This window comes from Actinomadura sp. NPDC000929 (assembly GCF_040492065.1).
GTDB classification, from domain to species: Bacteria; Actinomycetota; Actinomycetes; order Streptosporangiales; family Streptosporangiaceae; genus Spirillospora; species Spirillospora verrucosospora.
In genome coordinates this window covers 15,157-31,646 of sequence record NZ_JBEUPA010000103.1, presented here as the reverse complement: position 1 = coordinate 31,646, position 16,490 = coordinate 15,157, and the positions used below count along the sequence as shown (strand labels likewise).

At 74.7% G+C, this 16,490-nt stretch carries 20 protein-coding genes; 11 read left to right on the top strand and 9 right to left on the bottom strand.

Annotated elements, in window-relative coordinates; all coding sequences use genetic code 11:
- A partial coding sequence (locus ABWI04_RS29075; protein ID WP_353834453.1) for a universal stress protein occupies positions 1-300 on the top strand: 300 nt, incomplete at its 5' end.
- 42 nt (positions 301-342) lie between these two features.
- Here ABWI04_RS29075 and ABWI04_RS29070 read toward each other — a convergent pair.
- The 3 genes from ABWI04_RS29070 to ABWI04_RS29060 form a co-directional block, all read right to left on the bottom strand.
- Positions 343-813, bottom strand: a complete 471-nt coding sequence (locus tag ABWI04_RS29070) for a cyclic nucleotide-binding domain-containing protein (RefSeq protein ID WP_345172504.1) — start codon at positions 811-813, stop codon at positions 343-345.
- 44 nt (positions 814-857) lie between these two features.
- Positions 858-1,703 carry a universal stress protein gene (locus ABWI04_RS29065; RefSeq protein WP_345172058.1) on the bottom strand — a complete coding sequence of 282 codons (846 nt, stop codon included), beginning with the start codon at positions 1,701-1,703 and terminating at the stop codon, positions 858-860.
- Between the two features lie 94 nt (positions 1,704-1,797).
- On the bottom strand, positions 1,798-2,211 hold the full coding sequence (locus ABWI04_RS29060; protein WP_345172056.1) for an OsmC family protein: 414 nt from the start codon (positions 2,209-2,211) through the stop codon (positions 1,798-1,800).
- Between the two features lie 165 nt (positions 2,212-2,376).
- Here ABWI04_RS29060 and ABWI04_RS29055 point away from each other — a divergent pair, with 165 nt between their 5' ends.
- The 7 genes from ABWI04_RS29055 (at position 2,377) to ABWI04_RS29025 (ending at position 8,359) form a co-directional block, all read left to right on the top strand.
- A complete protein-coding gene (locus ABWI04_RS29055; RefSeq protein WP_345172054.1) occupies positions 2,377-2,658 on the top strand; it encodes a metal-sensitive transcriptional regulator in 282 nt (93 codons plus the stop codon).
- A 100-nt stretch (positions 2,659-2,758) separates the two neighbouring features.
- Entirely contained in the window at positions 2,759-4,144 is a 1,386-nt protein-coding gene (locus ABWI04_RS29050; protein ID WP_353834452.1) for an MBL fold metallo-hydrolase, read from the top strand.
- A 55-nt stretch (positions 4,145-4,199) separates the two neighbouring features.
- On the top strand, positions 4,200-4,784 hold the full coding sequence (locus ABWI04_RS29045) for a rhodanese-like domain-containing protein (RefSeq protein ID WP_345172050.1): 585 nt from the start codon (positions 4,200-4,202) through the stop codon (positions 4,782-4,784).
- A gap of 33 nt (positions 4,785-4,817) precedes the next feature.
- On the top strand, positions 4,818-5,597 hold the full coding sequence (locus tag ABWI04_RS29040) for a sulfite exporter TauE/SafE family protein (protein ID WP_353834451.1): 780 nt from the start codon (positions 4,818-4,820) through the stop codon (positions 5,595-5,597).
- A gap of 125 nt (positions 5,598-5,722) precedes the next feature.
- Positions 5,723-6,166 carry a universal stress protein gene (locus ABWI04_RS29035; protein WP_353834450.1) on the top strand — a complete coding sequence of 148 codons (444 nt, stop codon included), beginning with the start codon at positions 5,723-5,725 and terminating at the stop codon, positions 6,164-6,166.
- A gap of 28 nt (positions 6,167-6,194) precedes the next feature.
- Entirely contained in the window at positions 6,195-6,875 is a 681-nt protein-coding gene (locus ABWI04_RS29030) for a CBS domain-containing protein (RefSeq protein ID WP_353834449.1), read from the top strand.
- A gap of 5 nt (positions 6,876-6,880) precedes the next feature.
- Complete coding sequence (locus ABWI04_RS29025) at positions 6,881-8,359, top strand: bifunctional aminoglycoside phosphotransferase/ATP-binding protein (RefSeq protein WP_353834448.1); 1,479 nt, start codon at positions 6,881-6,883, stop codon at positions 8,357-8,359.
- Between the two features lie 118 nt (positions 8,360-8,477).
- Here ABWI04_RS29025 and ABWI04_RS29020 read toward each other — a convergent pair whose 3' ends face one another.
- On the bottom strand, positions 8,478-9,041 hold the full coding sequence (locus ABWI04_RS29020) for a hypothetical protein (protein ID WP_345172040.1): 564 nt from the start codon (positions 9,039-9,041) through the stop codon (positions 8,478-8,480).
- Between the two features lie 238 nt (positions 9,042-9,279).
- Here ABWI04_RS29020 and ABWI04_RS29015 point away from each other — a divergent pair, with 238 nt between their 5' ends.
- The gene (locus tag ABWI04_RS29015; RefSeq protein ID WP_353834447.1) at positions 9,280-9,861 is read left to right on the top strand and encodes an Rv1733c family protein; all 582 of its coding nucleotides are present in this window, start codon (positions 9,280-9,282) and stop codon (positions 9,859-9,861) included.
- 28 nt (positions 9,862-9,889) lie between these two features.
- On the opposite strand, the gene ABWI04_RS29010 is transcribed toward ABWI04_RS29015, so the two are convergent.
- Positions 9,890-11,611, bottom strand: a complete 1,722-nt coding sequence (locus ABWI04_RS29010; RefSeq protein WP_353834446.1) for a sensor histidine kinase — start codon at positions 11,609-11,611, stop codon at positions 9,890-9,892.
- Between the two features lie 90 nt (positions 11,612-11,701).
- On the opposite strand from ABWI04_RS29010, the gene ABWI04_RS29005 reads away from it, so the two are divergent.
- The gene (locus ABWI04_RS29005; protein WP_345172034.1) at positions 11,702-12,136 is read left to right on the top strand and encodes a pyridoxamine 5'-phosphate oxidase family protein; all 435 of its coding nucleotides are present in this window, start codon (positions 11,702-11,704) and stop codon (positions 12,134-12,136) included.
- Here ABWI04_RS29005 and ABWI04_RS29000 read toward each other — a convergent pair.
- Positions 12,117-13,124 (bottom strand): Acg family FMN-binding oxidoreductase, encoded by a 1,008-nt coding sequence (locus ABWI04_RS29000; protein WP_353834445.1) that lies wholly within the window; start codon positions 13,122-13,124, stop codon positions 12,117-12,119. The genes ABWI04_RS29005 and ABWI04_RS29000 overlap by 20 nt on opposite strands.
- A 203-nt stretch (positions 13,125-13,327) precedes the next feature.
- Here ABWI04_RS29000 and ABWI04_RS28995 point away from each other — a divergent pair, with 203 nt between their 5' ends.
- A complete protein-coding gene (locus tag ABWI04_RS28995) occupies positions 13,328-14,017 on the top strand; it encodes a response regulator transcription factor (RefSeq protein WP_345172030.1) in 690 nt (229 codons plus the stop codon).
- A gap of 174 nt (positions 14,018-14,191) precedes the next feature.
- On the opposite strand, the gene ABWI04_RS28990 is transcribed toward ABWI04_RS28995, so the two are convergent.
- The 3 genes from ABWI04_RS28990 to ABWI04_RS28980 are packed head-to-tail and all read right to left on the bottom strand — an operon-like array spanning position 14,192 to position 16,424.
- The gene (locus tag ABWI04_RS28990; RefSeq protein ID WP_353834444.1) at positions 14,192-15,049 is read right to left on the bottom strand and encodes a universal stress protein; all 858 of its coding nucleotides are present in this window, start codon (positions 15,047-15,049) and stop codon (positions 14,192-14,194) included.
- On the bottom strand, positions 15,046-15,543 hold the full coding sequence (locus tag ABWI04_RS28985) for a flavodoxin domain-containing protein (protein WP_353834443.1): 498 nt from the start codon (positions 15,541-15,543) through the stop codon (positions 15,046-15,048). The genes ABWI04_RS28990 and ABWI04_RS28985 overlap by 4 nt, the downstream gene beginning before the upstream one ends.
- Positions 15,540-16,424, bottom strand: coding sequence for a universal stress protein (locus tag ABWI04_RS28980; protein WP_353834442.1), 885 nt, complete (start codon positions 16,422-16,424; stop codon positions 15,540-15,542). Before ABWI04_RS28980 ends, ABWI04_RS28985 begins: the two co-directional genes overlap by 4 nt.
- Between the last annotated feature and the right edge of the window lie 66 nt (positions 16,425-16,490).

The following is a 16,490-nucleotide window of genomic DNA, read 5'->3' as shown; positions in this document are numbered from 1 at the left end:
CGCGTGCTGCACGCCTGGCGGCCCGCCGCCGGCTCGGGGGCGGACGTCCACCTCGCCGCCAACGGCCGCTACGACCGCCTGGCCGCGGCCCTGGCGCCGTGGCGCGGGCGCGCCCCGGACCTCAAGGTCGTCGAGGACGTGGTCACCGGCCACCCGGTCCAGACGCTCGCGCAGGCCTCGGCGGAGGCCGACCTGGTCGTGGTCGGGTCCCGTGGCCGCTCGTTCCCGCTCGGATCGGTCGGCCACGGCGTCGTCCACCACGCCCACTGCCCCGTCGCCGTCGTCCGCCCCCGCGACTGACACGCCGCCCGCCCCGGCTGAAGGGTCACAGCGTCTGAAGGGTCATACCGCGCGGCCCAGGGCGCCGGGGGCGGCCTCGGCGAGCCGGGTCTGGGTCGCCTCCAGGCGGCCGACGACCTGCTCGGCGAAGCGGCGCGTCAGCTCGTAGCCGAGGGACGGGTCGACGGCGCTCAGCGTCCGGACCAGCCGGCCGTCGAACTCGATCGCCTGGACCGGCGTGCTCGCGACCGCGCCGAACCGCCACCGGTGCGGGCGGAACAGCCATGACCAGCCCACCACCGACCCGGGCCCGAAGGTGTCGACCACGAGGGTCCCGCCGTCGGGAAGGTTCATGTCGACGGCCACGCTCCCGTCGAGCAGGAGCCAGAACCGCTCGGCCGCGGCGGACTCCGCGAACATGCGGCGTCCCGCGGGGATGTCGGTGTGCCGGGCCGCCTTCGCCAGCCTGGTCAGGTCCGGGCTCCGCATACCGTCGAAGAACGGCTCGCGTGCCAGATCGGCCGCGGTCACCATGCTCACTTGGCTCGCCTACCTTCGGTGTTCTGCGCCGTCCGGCGTCATCCGGCCCGCTGCGGGACGATCGTGATCGTGCAGGGCGCGTGCTTGAGCAGCGCGTCGCTCGTCGCGCCGAGCGTCAGCGCCTTGACGGCGCCGGCGCCGCGCGAGCCCACCACCGTCAGCGTCGCGCTCTCCGCCGCCTCCAGCAGGGCCTCGCGGGGCGACCTGAGCACCAGCGACGTCGCGGCCTGCACAAGGGGGTACTTCACCAGCCAGGGCGCGACCGCCCGTTCCAGGACCGTTCCGCACACGTGGCGGAGCTTGTCCTCATCGCCGAACAGCGACAGGTCGTCGTCGGGCGCTGCACCCGGATCCCAGCACCCGTACACCGCCCGCAGCCGCCAGCCGCGGAGCGCCGCCTCCTCGAACCCGAAGGCCAGCGCCGCGTCGGCGCCCCGGGACCCGTCCACGCCCACGACCACGAGACCGTCGGGAGAGGAGGCCGAGCGCACGACCGCGACCGGATGGTCGGCCTGGGCCGCCACCCGCAGCGCGGTGGACCCGACGGACCTCTCCTCCGGCGGGTGCGAGCCGACGACGAGGAGATCCGCGTCCGGCTCCTGGTTCAGCAGCGCCAGCGAGGGGCCTCCGGTGTCCAGCCGCTTGCGCACCTTCAGGCCGGGGGCCAGCTCATGCGCCAGCGCCACGCCGTGGTCGAGCATGTGCTCCCCCATCCGGCGGACGATGGCGACGCCCTCGCGGTCGCTGAAGTGGATCGGATACGGCCACTGCCAGGCGTGGCACACCGTCAGCGGCAGCCGCCGGAACCGGGCCTCCTCCACCGCCCAGCGCAGGGCGCGGTCACTCTCACTCGTTCCGTCGTATCCGACGACGACGTGGCTCATGACGCCCTCCTCCTCGGTCCGCCTCCATTCCACCGCCCGCGGGATCCGCTCCCCAGGGCCGAACGGCCCTCGGCGGCGGGACCTCCGGCGCCGCTCAGGCCGCCGTGAGCTCGCTCTCCAGGCGCACGCCGACGCGGGGGGCGTCGAGGATCGAGTTGTGGACCGTGCAGGCCATGACGGCCGCCATCAGTCCTCCCACGTCCCGGTCGGGCAGCCGGACGGGAGGGCGCAGGCGCAGCTCGACGCGCGACACCCGGGCGGGGCCCTCCGGGCTCATCGCGTAGTCGACGGCGACCTCCAGCCCGTTCGCGGGCAGGCAGCGCGCCTTGAGGTAGCGGCGGGCGTGGTGCGCGGTGCACGCGGCGAGGGACGCCACGAACAGCTCGACCGGCGTCGGCCCGGCGTCCATGCCTCCCCCCATGTACGGCTGGTCCACGTGGATCACGTGGTCGCGGACGATCACCGCGAAGGCGTCGTCCTCACGGTGGACGACCAGCATCTCGCTCATCGGTGCCACCTCCTCTGCTGACGGTTCCTCGCTTGGACCCAAGCCTCGTTTTCGGGAGTCTTCGCAGGTAGAGCCGAACGTCCTGCCGGAGGTCCCGGCGGGAGGTGAGGCACCTCACGCGCGAACGGATACCCCAGGGGGTATGGTGGGCGCCGGAGGTGGACGATGGAAGAGCATCTGGAGATGGACGCGACCGCCCTGGCGGACGCGCTGACCCGGCTCCGGCGGGCGCACGGCCAGCTGGGCGGGGTGATCTCGATGATCGAGAACGCCGACGACTGCGAGCGGGTGCTGACCCAGCTTGCGGCGGTGTCCAAGGCGATCGACCGGGCCGGGTTCAAGATCATTTCGACCGGGCTGCGGCACTGCCAGGCGGCGGCCGACCGCGGCGAGAAGCCGCCGATCAGCACGGAGCGCCTGGAGAAGCTCTTCCTCGCCCTTTCCTGAGGACGGCGAAAGGGCCGCCCCTCATCGTTCGACGAGGGGGTACGACCATGGCCGCGATCTGACCGAAGCATACCCCCCGGGGTATAAGGAGTGAACGCAGATGGTACATGTCCAGGTAGTCGAGACCTCGTCCCTGGGCGACCGCAGCTACCTCGCCCACGACGGGCGGGTGGCGCTGGTCGTCGACCCGCAGCGCGACATCGACCGCTTCCTGGCCCTCGCCGGGCGGCTGGACGTCCGCATCACGCACGTGGCCGAGACCCACCTGCACAACGACTACGTCTCCGGCGGGCTGGCCCTGGCCAGGGCGACCGGGGCGGCGTACCTGCTCTCGGCCGACGAGGACGTCGAATTCGAGCGGACCGCCCTCTCCGACGGCGACGAGATCGCCGTCTCCGACGCGCTGCGCATCCGCGCCGTCGCCACCCCGGGGCACACCTTCCACCACCTGTCCTACATCCTGTCGGGTCCCGGCGGGCCCGAGGGGGTCTTCACGGGCGGGTCGCTGCTGTTCGGCACCACCGGACGTACTGACCTCCTCGGCTCCGAGCACGCCCACCTGCTGGCCGAGCGGCAGCACGCGTCGGCGCGGCGGCTGGCCGACCTGCTGCCCGACGGCGCGCACGTCTGGCCCACGCACGGGTTCGGCAGCTTCTGCTCGGCGAGCCAGTCCGACGCCGCGTCCTCGACCATCGGCCAGGAGCGGCGGGCCAACCCCGCGCTGCGGCTGGAGGCCGACGACTTCGTCACCCAGACCCTGGACGGGCTCGACGCCTACCCCGCCTACTACGCGCACATGGGCGTCCGCAACAGCGCCGGCGCCGACCTGCTCGACCTCACTCCCGCCCGGACCGCCGACCCCGCCGAGCTGCGCGACCGCATCGCCGCCGGGGAATGGGTCGTCGACCTGCGCTCCCGCAAGGCCTTCGCGCAGCGGCACCTGGCCGGCACCCTCAGCTTCGGCCTGGACGGCGCGATGTCGACGTGGCTCGGCTGGCTGGCGCCGTGGGGCGCGCCCCTCACCCTGCTCGGCGACAGCCCCGAGCAGATCGCCGCCGCCCAGCGGGAGCTGGCGCGCATCGGCGTCGACCGCCCGGCCGCGGCGGCCTCCGGGGAGCCCGAGCAGTGGGCCGGCGGCGACGCCGGCCGGCTGCGCGAGACGCCCGTCGCCACGTTCGGCGACCTGGCCGCCGCCCGCGCCGGCCGCGTCCCCCGGCACCTCCCCCCGCCGGACGCCGTGCTGGACGTGCGCATGACCAACGAGTGGAGGGACGGGCACGTCGAGGGCGCCGTCCACATCCCGCTGCCCGAGCTGACCGGGCGGCTCGAAGAACTGCCCGACGGGACGATCTGGGTGCACTGCGGCTCCGGCTACCGGGCCGCCGCGGCCACCAGCCTGCTCCAGCGGGCCGGAATCCCGACCGTGCACATCGACGACGCCTACTCCGAGGCCGCGCCCGCGGGCCTCACCATCACCGACCGCTGACCCGGACCGACCACACCGCACGACGATCCGACACCACGACACAGGAGAAGACTCCGTGACCACCCCGCCCACCGCGTCCACCGTGGACGTCCCCGCCCTGCGCGAACTCCTGGACTCCGTCGACCGGCCGCGGCTCATCGACGTCCGGACGCCGGGCGAGTTCGAGACCGGGCACATCCCCGGCTCCTACAACGTCCCGCTGGACCTGCTGCGCGAGCACCGCGCCGAACTGCGCGCCCACCTCGACGAGCAGGTGGTGCTCGTCTGCCGCTCCGGGCAGCGCGCCGGCCAGGCCTCGCGGGCGCTGGCGACCGCGGGCCTGCCGAACCTGCGCGTCCTGCACGGCGGCATCGGCGCCTGGCAGGCCGCGGGCGAACCGGTCGCCGCGGGACGCCCCCGCTGGGACCTGGAGCGCCAGGTCCGCCTGGTCGCGGGCTCGATCGTGCTCGGCTCGGTGCTGGCCAGCACGACCGTCCCGCGCGCCAAGTGGCTCGCGGCGGCCATCGGCGGCGGCCTCACCTTCGCCGCCCTGTCCAACACGTGCGCCATGGGGATGGCCCTGTCCAAGCTCCCCTACAACCGCGGGCCGAAGTGCGACATGGCCGCCGTCCTGGGCGCGCTGGCCGCGGAGCGCCCCTGACCCGCCGGCCGCGTCCGCCAAGGAGGTGACGACATGCTGACCGCGCTCGTCCTCGGCGCCCTGATCGGCGTCCTGCTCGGGCTGCTCGGCGGCGGCGGCTCCATCCTCGCCGTTCCCGCCCTCGTCTACGGGGCGGGCCTGCCGCTGGCCTCGGCGGTTCCGGCGTCCCTGCTGGTCGTGGGCATCTCCTCGGCCACGGCCGCGCTGCCCCGCGTCCACGCCGGGCAGGTGCGCTGGCGGATCGCGGGCGTCTTCGGCGCCGCCGGGGCGGTGGCCGCCTTCGGCGGCGCCGCCCTGAACCGCCTGCTGCCCGACCAGGCCGTCCTGCTCGGCTTCGCTGCGCTCATGGTGGCGGCGGGCTGGCGGATGCTGGCCGGAGGCGACCGGCTGGGCGGGGCGTGCGCCCTGCCCGGCGGCGGCGTCGACTGGCGCTCCTGCCTGCCCAAGTCGATCGGCGCGGGCGCGGCCGTCGGCGTGCTGACCGGGCTCTTCGGCGTCGGCGGCGGCTTCCTCATCATCCCCGCCCTCGTCGTCGGGCTGGGCCTGCCGATGGCCGCGGCGGTCGGCACCTCCCTGGTCATCGTGGTGGTCAACTCGATCGCCGGCTTCGCCGCGCACGCCGGGGACGCGACGCTGGACTACGGCGTCATCGCGGCCTTCACCCTGGCGGCCGTCGCCGGGTCGCTCACCGCCGCCCGCCTCGCCCGGCGCCTGGACGCCGACCGGCTGCGGCGCTGGTTCGCCTACCTGGTCTTCGCCGTCGCGGCCTTCGTGGCCGCGCAGGCCCTCCTCCACCCGGGAGCCACCGGATGATCTGGCGGCGCCGACCCGCGCCGGATGCCCGGATCAGGCCAAAAGTCCTAATTCGGGGGGACGCTCGGCACTGACCCGCGGATCCCGCCGGGCGGGAGGGTGGAGGTGACTGAGGGAGGTCGCTGATGTGGGTCGTGCCCGAACAACGGTCCGTCGTCGTCGGGGTGGACGGTTCCCCCAACTCCATGGCCGCGCTGCGCCGCGCCGCCCGCGAGGCCTCCGAACGCCACGCGCGCCTGGACGTGGTCCGCGTCATGGAGCCCGGCGACGGCCCCGCGCGGCGCCCGTTCAACGCGATCAGGGAGTGGCTGCGGCTGCGCCGCCTGGTCGCCCGGCTCATCCCCCGCTCCCGGCACCTGACCACCCGGCTGCGCGTCCTGCACGGCGAGCCGGGCCCGGTGCTGGCCGGGGCGGCGGAGCGCGCCGAACTTCTGGTGGTCGGCGCCCGGACGCACTCCGAGCACGGCAACCCGCTCGGCGGCGACACCGTCCCGGTCGTGCGGGAGCGGGCGCGCTGCGAGGTCGTGATCTGCGCGGACCAGAGGGCCACCGCCGGCGACGGCCTCTGAGGCCCGCGGCGAGCCCGGGAGGAGAGCCATGAAGCGCCGCACGGTCGGGGACGTCATGACCAGGACCGTCGTGACGGTCTCCGAGGACACCCCCTTCACCGAGATCGCCGACGCGATGGCCGAGCACCGCATCAGCGCGGTGCCCGTCATGGACGACGACGGCCGGCTCACCGGCATCGTCACGGAGGCCGACCTCCTGCGCAGGGAGGAGTACGGCGGCGGCGCGGGACCGCGCCGGCCCCGGCTGCTGCGCCGCGCCCAGGACGAGGCGCGGGCCAGGGCCACCGCCGCGGACGCCCGCGGGCTGATGAGCGCGCCGGTCGTCACCGTCGCGCCGGGCACGCCCGTCGCCGAGGCGGCCCGCGTGCTGAACGCCCACGGCTTCAAGGCCGCGCCGGTCGTCAGGGACGGCCGGCTGGCCGGGATCGTGGCCCGCCGCGACCTGCTCTCGGTGTTCCACCGCTCCGACGACGACATCCGGGACGAGATCATCGACGACGTCCTGGTCTCCCGGCTCTGGCAGGACCCCGCCGAGGTGCACGTCCGCGTCCAGGAGGGGGTCGTCCACCTCACCGGGCGCGTGGAGCAGAAGAGCCTGATCCCGATCGTCGTGCGCATGGCCGCCGCCACGGAAGGCGTCGTCGACGTCGTCCCGACCCTCGGCTACGACTACGACGACACCGGCCCCGCCCCCCACCCGAGGGCATGAGGCCCATGGAGGACGCCGCCGTCGCCGAGACCCACATCGGCGTGGTGTTCTTCGCCGGGGACCGCGCCTACAAGCTGAAGAAGCCCGTGGACCTGGGGTTCCTGGACTTCAGCACCCGTGAGCTGCGCGAGCGCGCCTGCCACGAGGAGGTCCGGCTGAACCGGCGGTTCGCCCCCGACGTCTATCTCGGCGTCGCCGACGTGCGCGGGCCCGGCGGCGACGTCTGCGACCATCTGGTCGTGATGCGGCGGATGCCCGCCGACCGGCGCCTGTCCACCCTGGTCCGGGCCGGCGCGCCGGTGCGGGACGCGCTGCGCGACACCGCCCGGATCCTGGCCGCCTGGCACGCCAGGGCGCCGCGCGGTCCCCGCATCGCGGCCGAGGAGACCCGCGACGCCGTCCGAGGGCGCTGGCACGACAGTTTCGAGCAGGTCCGGCCGTTCCACGGCGCCGTCCTGGACGCCGCGGCCGCCGCCGAGACCGAGGACCTCGCGGAGGAGTTCCTCGCCGGCCGCGAGCCCCTGTTCGACGCCCGCATCGCCGACGGCCGCGTGGTCGACGGGCACGGCGACCTACTGGCCGGCGACGTCTTCTGCCTCGACGACGGCCCCCGGATCCTCGACTGCCTGGAGTTCGACGACCGGCTCCGCTACCTGGACGGTCTGGACGACGCCGCGTTCCTGGCGATGGACCTCGAACGCCTGGGCGCCCCGGAGCTCGCCGGACGCTTCCTCGGCTGGTACGCCGAGTACGCCGCCGACCCGGCCCCGTCCTCACTGCGCCACCACTACGTGGCCTACCGCGCCTTCGTCCGCGCCAAGGTGGCGTGCCTGCGCCACGGCCAGGGCGCCCCGGACGCGGCCGCCGACGCCCGCGCCTACGCCGACGTCGCGCTGCGCCATCTGCGCGCCGGCCGCGTCGGTCTGATCATGGTGGGCGGGCTCCCGGGCACCGGGAAGACCTCCCTGGCCGGCGCGCTCGCCGACCGGCTCGGCTGCACGGTGCTCAGCAGCGACCGGATCCGCAAGGAGCTCGCCGGGCTGGCCCCCGCCGACCCCGCGGGCGCCCCCTACGGCTCCGGCATCTACACGCCGGAATGGAGCCGGCGCACCTACCGCGAGATGGCCGCGCGCGCCGCGCGGCTGCTCCGGATGGGCGAGACGGTCGTCCTGGACGCCTCCTGGACGTCGGACGCCGACCGCGAGGCCGTCGCCGCCGTCGCCGAGCGGGAGCACGCGCGCCTGACGCCGCTGCGCTGCGAAGCGCCGGAGGCCGTCTGCGCCGAACGGATGCGGACCCGTCCCCGGGGAGCCTCCGACGCCGACGCGGGCATCGCCGCCGCCATGCGCGCGGACTCCGCGCCCTGGCCCGGATCGGCCGCCGTCGACACCGGCGGGTCCCTGTCCCGCGCGGTCGACCAGGCCCTCGCCGTCCTCCATCCCGCGGGTCCGCCTGAGCATTCTCCTCCGCCGCGGCCAGCCTGACCCACCCGACCGCGCCCGACCACGCCCGACCGCTCGGCCGTCCGACGCGCCGTCCCCTCCTGCCGGACACGCGTACGAGGGGCGCTCGCGGAGAGCGCCCCTCGTGTCGCGGATCAGGTCACTTGAGGAAGGGGAGGCGCTCGACCAGGCGGGTCGCTCCCCACCAGCGGCCGAGACCCAGGGTGTCACCGGCGCTGACCAGGGCCAGTCCGATGATCAGGATCGCGTAGACCAGGTGGTCGTCCATGAAGGGGTTGTTCTCCGGGGGCAGGACCGCCGACCACATCATCACCAGCAGCGCGGCTCCCGCCGCGGCGGCGATCCGCATGCCCACGCCGAGGACGAGGGCGGCGCCGATGCCGGCCAGGCCGAGCATGAACAGCCAGTCGGCCCAGGCCGCTCCCGCGATGTCGTGGTAGAAGCCGGCGAACGGCCCGGCGGTCGCGTGCGCCAGGAACCCCTCGGTCGGGCTGCCGCCGTCGACCCACGCCTTGGCCGCGGGGGTCTCGTGGCCGAGCCCGAAGGTCTTGTCCAGGAACGCCCACAGGAAGATCCAGCCGAGCGCGAGGCGGGCGGCGGCCCACGCGTAACGGGCGGCGTGCGACTCGGTCAGCGGCTTGGGGGTCACCACCCGGATCAGGGTGTCGCGGCCCACGTGGGTCTTGTGCTCGGAGAGTGCCATCGCCACTCACCTTCCATCGCATCGATGATCTCGTCACCCATGACTCAACCCTGGATCGCCCTTGGCCTGTAGGTACGTTCGGCGCATGATCGGCGGGACCAAGGTCCCGCCTTCCGAGGGCTGGAGGGCCCGGGAGGTCCCTCCCGCGTAGGGCTTCCGCCTCTGCAGCCGTCCAGGGCGGATGCGTAGCGTCAGGGTGGAAGGAAGGTGAAGGGACGGCGTCATGGGAGCGACGACCATGCGAGCACGGACCGGCCGCTGGACAGCACGGATCGACCGCTGGCGTCGCAGTTGCGGTTTCGACCGCAACGACCTGCGGCGCCACGTGGACCGGGTCCAGTGGCGGCTCGGACTGCTCCTGCTCATCGTCTTCCTCAGCGCGACGCCGCCGCTGCTCGCCCATGCCGTCCAGGCCGCGTACGGCTCGGGCGTGCGGGCCGAGCGCCAGCAGGCCGCCACACGGCACCGCGTCGAGGCCACCATCGTGAAGGTCCAGGATCCGGGGGGCCGCCGCACGGTCACGGTCGCCTGGACCGAACCCGACGGGACCCGGCGGACCGGTGACTACACGACGTGGCGGGGAGCCGGCGTCGGGGAGCGCCTCATCCTGTGGGCCGGGCCCGACGGCGTCTCGATCACACCGCCCCGCCGGCACGCGCAGACGGTCATCCACACCGCGGTGGACGGGACGGGCGTGGTCATCGCCACGGGGCTGCCCGCGCTCTGCCTCTACTGGCTCGTCCGGGCGCGGTGCGACCGCTGCCGCTCGCGGTCGTGGGACGCCGAGTGGGCGCGCCTCGACAACCGCATCGGCCCCTGATGCCGGCGGGACCGGTGCGTGCGGAAGATCAGGCGGGCTTGAGCGGGACGCACCAGACCAGCAGCGTGCCGCCCTCCGGGCGCCGTTCGGCGGTGCACGTGCCGCCCAGGCCCTCGGCGCGGGACTCCATGTTGCGGAGCCCGCTGCGGCGACCGCCCTCGGCGATGCCGACGCCGTTGTCCGCCACCCGCACCGTCACGTCGTCCCCGACGTCGATGGTCAGGGCCGCCTCGGTGGCGTGCGCGTGCCGGGCGACGTTCGACAGGGCCTCCCGCACGACCGCGAGGAGCTGCTCGCCGATCTCCTCGTCGACCGAGGTGTCCAGCAGCCCGTCGAGCCGCACCGAGGGCGCGAACCCCAGATGCTCCGCCGCCCTGTCGGCCAGGGAGTGCACCCGGCTGCGCAGCGACGTCTCGTCGGTCTCGGGGCCCTGCAGCGCGAAGATGGACGACCGGATCTGCCGGATGGTGTCGTCCAGGTCGTCCACCGCCCGCTGCACCCGGACGGCGACCTCCCGCTTCTGCGTGATCTTGATCGCCGCCATCAGCCCCATCGCGGTCGCGAACAACCGCTGGATGACGGTGTCGTGCAGGTCCTTGGCGATGCGGTCGCGGTCCTCCAGCAGCGCCAGCCGCTCGGCGTCCCGGCGCCGCTCGGCCAGCTCCAGGGCCACCGCCGCCTGTCCCGCGAACGCCTCCAGCAGCCGCTGCGTCCCCTCCGAGAACAGCGCCCCGCCGGGCGGGTTGACCACCGAGATGACGCCGCGCGCCGCCGACCCGAGCCCCAGCGGCACGATCAGCAGCGGGCCGATCGGCACCCGCGTGGGCAGGTTCGCATCGCGCGCCGCCTTCTCCCCGTCGGCCAGCCGCAGGGCGGTCCCCTCGGTGAACACCGGCCCGGCCACCGAGTGCTCCAGCGGCACCCGCAGCCCTTCCAGCCGCTCGGCGCCCTGTCCTCGGGCGGCCTCCACCGCGAAGTGCGCGCCGCCCTCCTCCACCAGCGCCACGGCCGCGAGGTCGGCCTCGGCGATCTCCTGCGCCCGCTGCGCCACCAGCGTGGTCACCTCGTGCGGGTCGGTGCCCGACAGCAGCGCGGTGGAGACCTCGGCCGACGCCTCCAGCCACCGCTCGCGCCGGCGGGTCTCCTGGTACAGGCGGGCGTTCTCGATCGCGACGCCGGCGGCCGTGGCCAGCGCGATCACCACGACCTCGTCCTCCTCCTCGAACTGGCCGCCGCCGGCCTTCTCCGTCAGGTAGAGGTTGCCGAACACCTCGTCCCGCACGCGGATCGGGACGCCGAGGAACGTCCGCATCGGCGGATGGTTGGAGGGGAAGCCGCTGGAGGCGGGGTGGTCCCCGAGGTCCGGGAGCCGCAGCGAGCGCGGCTCCCGGATCAGCAGGCCGAGGATCCCGTGCCCGTGCGGCCAGTGGCCGATCGCCTCGATCTCCTCGTCGCTGACGCCCACGGTGACGAACTGCACCAGGTGCTCGCCCTCTTCGCCGATGACGCCGAGCGCTCCGTAGCGGGCGTCGACGAGGGTGGTGGCCGCCTCGGTGATGCGCCGCAGCACCGACTCCAGGTCGAGTTCGCTGCCGATCGAGACCACGGCCTCCAGCAGCGCGTGCACCCGGTCCCGGGTGGACCTCGCCGCCTCCAGCCTCGACTGCAGCTCCGACAGAAGATCGTCCAGCTGCAGCTGCGGCAGGATCAGCCGTGCCCGGTCATGGCCGGCGCCCGAATCATGAACCACAGGTCCAGTATTACCCTGCCCCGGGGCGAGAAGTCAGGTCAGGGACCTTAGACCCTGATGCCCGGGCCGCCGGTGCACCACATTGGGGTCATGCACCTCGACCACAGCGGCATGGAGATCCTCGACGACGGGGAATGCCGGGCCCTGCTCGGCCGATCGACGGTCGGCCGGATCGTGTTCACCCTCCAGGCGCTGCCCACCGTACAACCGGTCAACTTCGTCTTCGACGGCGAGCTCATCGTGGTGAAGACGTCATCGGCCTCGCGGCTGGCCACCGCCGCCTCCGACACGATCGTCGCCTTCGAGATCGACGAGATCGACGCGGACGGCGGCAGGGGCTGGTCGGTGGTCACCGTGGGGCCCGCCCGCCGCGTCACCGAGCCCGGCGAGATCGCCCGGCTGTCCGCGCTCCCGCTGCGCAGCTGGGCGCCGGGCGAGCACGACCAGTTCATCGTCGTCCGGCCCCGGCTCATCACCGGCCGCCGCATCCCCGAAGCCGTCCCGCTCAGGGCTCCACGATCATGACGTCGGCGACGGGCCGGCGGACGGTGTCCAGCCCCTCGCCCTCCGGCGCCCCGATGCGCAGGAGCATCTGCGGGTAGGCGTCCCGGCAGAAGTGGGCGCGGATGAAGGCGCGCAGCTCCGGCACTTCGAGCGCCTGGGTGTGGAAGGCGGCCGCCAGGTCGCCCTCGGCCGCCCTCAGCAGCGCCCGCTGCAGCGCCTGGCCCGTGCGCAGCCAGTCGGCGGGCCCGTCGCCGTCGGAGACCAGGAGAAGCGCCACCCCCGCCGTGCTCTTCCCCTCCGGGTGCGCGGGTTCGGCGCCCCACCCCTGGCCGCGGGCGAAGTCGCGGGCGGGGAAGTTCGGGCTGGTCTCGGGAGTCCGCCTGGGGTAGGCGCCCTCCTGGACGCCGTCCTTGCGGGCCGTCCTGGGCGAGGGCGCCCAGCGGCCGATCTCCGTGGTGTACGCGGGGGTGCGGCGCTGGATGTGCTCGGCCGCGTCGGTCAGGGCGGCCAGGGCCCCCTTGACGTGCGGGTCGACCGCCTCGATCAGCCGGGCGCCCTCGCGCTCGACGTCATAGCGCATGGCCGACAGGACCCCGGCGGGGACGGTCTCGGGACGGAACGCGCCCCGATGGCTGCGCCGGCGCCGGATCTGCTCGTGCTCCCGCAGGATCTGCCGGTCCGCGGGCTCGTCGGGCTCCAGGACCACGTCGGCGAGCAGGTGCGGGCGGTCCGGATCGGGCAGCAGGCGCACGAGCGGGTCGTAGCCCTGGGCGCGCAGCGACAGCCGGAGGTTGTACAGCGCGGCGCCGCAGCTGATCAGCATCTCCCGTCCCCTCGGGTCCGCGACGCCCAGGCGGCGGTCCGGGTCGGCGCGCAGGCTGACGCGGGGGCCGCGCACGCCGAACCGCCACGGCTGGGTGTTGTGCACCGACGGCGCCCACAGCGCGTCCTCGACGGCGCGCTCTATGTCGTCCGCGATGTCCGCGGAAGTCCTGAACCTGGTTTGCATGGATCGCTCCTTCCCCTCAGCTTTCACCTCACCAGCGGCCCCCGCCCCCGCGGCAGGGCCGAAGGTCCATCCCGAAGGGGCGCAGGGACGTGTTCCGGGTCGGGACGTAGGTCCCGCGGGCGGGGGACCTCCGCGGGCTGGGGACGGGGCCGGCGGCGGGGTAGCGTCCATTCCGTCACCACCGGACCGAGGAAACGAGAGCCATGACCGCCCAGACGCCAGGGAACGCGGGGACGATCCGGGTCTTTCTGATGGACGACCACGAGGTCGTCCGCCGCGGAGTCGCCGCGCTGCTGTCCGCCGAGGACGACATCGAGGTCATCGGCGAGGCCGGCACCGCGGCCGAGGCGCTGGCGCGGATCCCGGCCGTCCGGCCCGACGTGGCCGTGCTGGACGTCCGCCTGCCCGACGGGGACGGCGTGAGCGTCTGCCGCGAGCTGCGCTCCCAGCTGCCGGAGCTGGCGTGCCTGATGCTGACCTCCTTCGACGACGACGACGCCCTCTTCGAGGCGGTCATGGCCGGGGCGTCCGGCTACGTCCTCAAGCAGATCCACGGCTCCGACCTCGTCGGCGCCGTCCGCACCGTCGCCACCGGGCAGTCGCTCCTCGACCCCCGCAGCACCGCCCGCATGCTCGAACGGCTCCGCACCCGCCAGGAGAAGAGCGACCCGCTCAAGGGCCTGACCGAGCAGGAGCGGCACATCCTGGAGCTCATCGGCGAGGGCCTGACCAACCGGCAGATCGGCGAGCGCCTCTTCCTGGCCGAGAAGACGGTCAAGAACTACATCTCCAACATCTTCGCCAAGCTCGGCATGAGCCGCCGCACGCAGGCCGCCGCCCTCGCCGCGCAGCTCAAGGCCGACGGCGCCCAGGCAAGGCAGGGGCGCGACTGAGCCCTGGCCCGGCCGGGCCTTGGGGGGGCGGCCGGGCCAGGCTTCCCCGATCACCTGCGTCCTACGGACGCTGTCATCGCGTCCTACGGACGCTGTCATCGCGTCCTACCGGACGCTGTCATCGCGTCCTACCGGACGCTGTCATCGCGTCCTACCGGACGCTGTCATCGCGTCCTACCGGACGATGGCGACCGGGCAGTGCGCGCGCAGCAGCATCGCGTGGCCCACCGATCCCAGCAGGAGCCCGGCGAACCCCCCGTGCCCGCGGGAGCCGACGACCAGCAGGCCCGCGTTGGCGGACGCGTCCGCCAGGACCTTCGCGGCCCGGCCGTTGACGGCCTCGGACACCACCTTGACGTCGGGGTACCTGGCCCACCACCCGGCGAGCGACTCGGCGAGGACGCGCTCCTCCTCCGCGGCGACCAGGGAGCGGTCGTAGACGAGAGGCTGCGTGTCGCCCCGGCCCGAAGGGACCGGGTGCGTCCAGGCGGTCAGGGCGCGCAGCCGCACCCCGCGCAGGGACGCCTCCTCGAAGGCGAAACCGACGGCGTCCGCGCCCGCCGGGGAACCGTCCACCCCGACCACGACGTCTCCACGCGGGTCCGCCTCCGGGTCCCGGGCGACCACCACCGGGCACGCCGCGTGCGCGGCGACCTGCATCGCCACCGAGCCCAGCAGCAGCCCCGAAAGGCCCCCCGACCCGCGCGAGCCGGTCACGACCATCAGCGCGTCGCGCGCCTGCTCGACGAGGACCTTGGCGGGCTGCCCGCCGGTCTGCTCGCCGGTCACCTCCAGGCCCGGAACGCGGTCGCGGGCGCGGGCCACGGCGAGCTCGACGATGTCCCGGCCGCCGTCCAGCAGCTGCTCGCGGACGCGGGCGGCGCCCGGATCGGCGGGGACGTCGAACAGCCACGGCGTGACCACGTACACGACGTGCAGCGAGGCGCCGCGGCGGGCGGCCTCGTCGGCGGCCCAGTCGACCGCGAGCAGGCTCGGCTCCGAACCGTCGTCCCCGACGATGATCCTGTTCATACGGTCACGCTCCGCAGCTCGCGGGCGATGCCGGCGGCCCAGTCGCCGACGCGGTCGCGGTCGCGGTAGTCCCCCGACGCCGTCCGGGCGACCTTGCCGGCCATGAAGCCCCGGGCGTCGGGAGCCAGCCGCCCGCCGAAGGTGGCGTGGCCCCGGGCGCGGATCCGGCGGGCGTACTTGGCGACGCCGGGTACGGGGGCGATCGTGCGCTCCCGCGCGCTGTCGTCCAGCGGACCGCTGCTGAACAGCCACACCGGCCGGTGCGCCAGCGCGTCGGCGTGGTGCCGGACGAAGCGGCGCGCCTCCCGGTGCCAGCGCCCGACGTACAGGGCGCCGCCGACGACGACGGCGTCGTACCCGTCGAGGGCGTCGACCTCCCCCGCCGGGCGCACGTCGGCCTCCACGCCCGACTCGCGCAGCGCGGCGCCCGCCCATTCGGCGATCTCGGCGGTTCCGCCGCGCTCGGAGGCGTACGCCACCAGTACCCGGATCATGACGGCTCCTTCGTGTGCGGGTCGCGGTCGTGGACGACCGCGACCGGACCCGGCGCCTCGTGCAGCACGAACCTCGTGACGGCGCCGAGCAGGGTCTTCGGGGACGAACCGATACCGCGGTCGCCGACCACGAGCAGCCTCGCGTCCCGGGCCTCGTCGGCGAGGGCGCGCCCGGCCCGCTCCAGGACGAACCGCCGCTCGACGGCGACCCCGGGGTGCGCGGCGAGAAGGGGCGCGACCGCCGCGGCGAACCGCGCCTTGGCCTGCTCCTCGAGGCCCTGCGGATCGCTGGACGGCAGCCGGTCCGGGCCCGGGAGCGCGGCGGGGTCCCACCACGCGCACACCAGCGTCACCGACGCGTGCCACAGCCCGGCCTCGCACAGGGCGAACCGCAGCGCGGCCTGGCTCGCGGGCGACCCGTCGATCCCGACGACGATCCTCTTCCCGGCCCGCGCCGGGTCGTGGGCGGGCACGACGACGACGGGACGGTCGGCGTGCGCGGGAACGTGGACGGCGGTGGAGCCGAGGGGCAGCCGGTCGAACCCGCCGGCCCCGCGGGCGCCGACCACGATCAGCTCGGCGTCCCGCGACGCCGCCAGCAGCGCGGCGGGCGGCGTGCCCTGGGCCAGCAGCGGCCGCACGTCCAGGCCGGGCGCGGTCTCCCGGGCGATCCGGAGCCCGTCCTCCAGGGCGATGACGCCCATGCCGCGGACGATCTCCAGCGCCTCGTCCCCCTCCGGCCCCGCGGGATAGGGCCAGTTCCAGGCGTGGCAGACCCGCAGGGGCACGCCGCGCAGGGACGCCTCCGCCGCCGCCCAGCGCAGGGCGCGCCCGGCGGCGGGGGAACCGTCGAACCCGACCAGGACATGTGCTCCGTCCATCGTCTTCCACCTCCAGATCTCCAAGACTCACAACACCGGCGGCGGAGCGGTCAGAGGCGTGGGTCC

Coding starts and splice junctions, on each gene's coding strand:
- ABWI04_RS29055 (WP_345172054.1), top strand. CDS start 2,377: ATGGAAGAGCATCTGGAGATGGACGCGACCGCCCTGGCGGACGCGCTG.
- ABWI04_RS29020 (WP_345172040.1), bottom strand. CDS start 9,041: ATGGCACTCTCCGAGCACAAGACCCACGTGGGCCGCGACACCCTGATC.
- ABWI04_RS29000 (WP_353834445.1), bottom strand. CDS start 13,124: ATGCAAACCAGGTTCAGGACTTCCGCGGACATCGCGGACGACATAGAG.
- ABWI04_RS29030 (WP_353834449.1), top strand. CDS start 6,195: ATGAAGCGCCGCACGGTCGGGGACGTCATGACCAGGACCGTCGTGACG.
- ABWI04_RS28980 (WP_353834442.1), bottom strand. CDS start 16,424: ATGGACGGAGCACATGTCCTGGTCGGGTTCGACGGTTCCCCCGCCGCC.
- ABWI04_RS29070 (WP_345172504.1), bottom strand. CDS start 813: ATGGTGACCGCGGCCGATCTGGCACGCGAGCCGTTCTTCGACGGTATG.
- ABWI04_RS29065 (WP_345172058.1), bottom strand. CDS start 1,703: ATGAGCCACGTCGTCGTCGGATACGACGGAACGAGTGAGAGTGACCGC.
- ABWI04_RS29005 (WP_345172034.1), top strand. CDS start 11,702: ATGCACCTCGACCACAGCGGCATGGAGATCCTCGACGACGGGGAATGC.
- ABWI04_RS28985 (WP_353834443.1), bottom strand. CDS start 15,543: ATGATCCGGGTACTGGTGGCGTACGCCTCCGAGCGCGGCGGAACCGCC.
- ABWI04_RS29040 (WP_353834451.1), top strand. CDS start 4,818: ATGCTGACCGCGCTCGTCCTCGGCGCCCTGATCGGCGTCCTGCTCGGG.
- ABWI04_RS29035 (WP_353834450.1), top strand. CDS start 5,723: ATGTGGGTCGTGCCCGAACAACGGTCCGTCGTCGTCGGGGTGGACGGT.
- ABWI04_RS28995 (WP_345172030.1), top strand. CDS start 13,328: ATGACCGCCCAGACGCCAGGGAACGCGGGGACGATCCGGGTCTTTCTG.
- ABWI04_RS28990 (WP_353834444.1), bottom strand. CDS start 15,049: ATGAACAGGATCATCGTCGGGGACGACGGTTCGGAGCCGAGCCTGCTC.
- ABWI04_RS29015 (WP_353834447.1), top strand. CDS start 9,280: ATGCGAGCACGGACCGGCCGCTGGACAGCACGGATCGACCGCTGGCGT.
- ABWI04_RS29060 (WP_345172056.1), bottom strand. CDS start 2,211: ATGAGCGAGATGCTGGTCGTCCACCGTGAGGACGACGCCTTCGCGGTG.
- ABWI04_RS29025 (WP_353834448.1), top strand. CDS start 6,881: ATGGAGGACGCCGCCGTCGCCGAGACCCACATCGGCGTGGTGTTCTTC.
- ABWI04_RS29050 (WP_353834452.1), top strand. CDS start 2,759: ATGGTACATGTCCAGGTAGTCGAGACCTCGTCCCTGGGCGACCGCAGC.